This is a genomic window from Nitrososphaerota archaeon (assembly GCA_016872055.1).
In the GTDB taxonomy this organism is placed as follows: domain Archaea; phylum Thermoproteota; class Nitrososphaeria; order Nitrososphaerales; family Nitrosopumilaceae; genus Nitrosotenuis.
In genome coordinates this window covers 1-1,447 of sequence record VHBH01000030.1, presented here as the reverse complement: position 1 = coordinate 1,447, position 1,447 = coordinate 1, and the positions used below count along the sequence as shown (strand labels likewise).

Below are 1,447 nucleotides of genomic sequence, written 5' to 3'. Positions count from 1 at the left end.
CGGGAGGTGGTCAAGCGCCTCGCCGACGAGCAGAACCTGCTCTGCGTCCCCGGCGCCATGTTCGGGCGGGGCCAGGAGGGTTACCTCCGGCTCGCCTTCGCAAACGTCGCCTCCGAGCTGATGCCGGAGATGGTACAACGCCTGAAGGACAGCGTTTGAGGGGCCTGGCGAGGCGAGGCTGATCATGGGCCCACCCTCGCGCGTCGGGCTTCGGCGCGGCAGCCCTCGCGCTGCACGCGAAGGCTGGTGGCGATGACCCGCTCAAATAAGCGGTACAAACGCCCATTTCATCGGGGTTCTTGGCAGGCATCCCGTCTTTGTGCGCTATCCGGACGCTGTGTGTACCGAGAATTCCAACCGGTTGACTCACGGCTGAATCGCGCTAGCGTCGAGCGTGATGACCGGGCTGCTTCGACTGTTCCTCGCCATCGTCGCGTCGCTGTTCAAGTCTAGGACGCGACTTGAGGCCGAGAATACGGCGTTGCGGCAACAGCTGATCGTGCTGCGGCGCAAGGTGCCGGGCCGGGTCAAGCTGACCAATGGCGACCGAGTCTTCTTCGTCTGGCTCCATCGCCTGTTTCCCTCGGTGCGGCCAGCCCTGGTTCTGGTCCAGCCGGAGACGCTAGTCCGCTGGCACCGTGCGGGATTTCGGCGGTATTGGCGTTGGAGGTCGCGGCGTCGACTGGGCCGTCCGCCGGTCGGTAGCGAACTTCGCGACCTCATCCGCCAGATGAGCCGGGAGAACCCGCTGTGGGGTGCGCCACGTATTCATGGCGAACTGCTCAAGCTGGGCTTCGGCGTCGCCCAGTCGACCGTGGCCAAGTACATGGCCAAGCGCCGGGGCCCGCCGTCGCAGGGCTGGAAGACCTTCCTGCACAATCACGCCGACGGCATCGCCGCCATGGACCTGTTCGTGGTGCCGACCATCGGCTTCCGGATGCTCTACGGGTTGGTCATCGTGCGCTTGGCGCGTCGTCTGCTAGTGTGGACGGCGGTGACGACCAACCCGACGGCCGAATGGGTCGCTCGACAGGTCACTGAGGCTTTTCCTTGGGACGGCGCACCCAAATACCTCATTCGTGATCGCGATCGTATCTATGGCGCCGTGTTCAGACGTCGCTTACAGGCGATGGGCATCCGAGACCACCCCACCGCGCCGCGGTCGCCCTGGCAGAACCCGTATGCCGAACGTTTGATCGGGTCGATCCGACGCGAATGCCTCGACCATGTCGTCGTTATGGGTGCAGCGCACCTGCGCCGGATTCTTCGATCCTACGATGCCTACTACAACCAGGCTCGAACGCACCGCTCGTTGGCCAAGGACTGTCCGATCCTCCGGCCTATAAAAGCGTTTGGGACGATCTTCTCCCAGCCAGTGCTCGGTGGTCTGCATCATCAATATGCCCGGATATAATTCTCGGTACACACACCCCGGCCAGGACCCGCG

At 64.0% G+C, this 1,447-nt stretch carries 1 protein-coding gene; it reads left to right on the top strand.

Translation table 11 applies throughout. From position 1 onward, the window contains the following. The first annotated feature begins 397 nt into the window (after positions 1-397). A complete protein-coding gene (locus FJ354_07170) occupies positions 398-1,414 on the top strand; it encodes a transposase family protein (protein ID MBM3906431.1) in 1,017 nt (338 codons plus the stop codon). The last annotated feature ends 33 nt before the right edge of the window (positions 1,415-1,447 follow it).

Bases quoted from the DNA above. Each gene is read 5' to 3' on its own strand.
- FJ354_07170 (MBM3906431.1), top strand. From the start codon at position 398: ATGACCGGGCTGCTTCGACTGTTCCTCGCCATCGTCGCGTCGCTGTTC.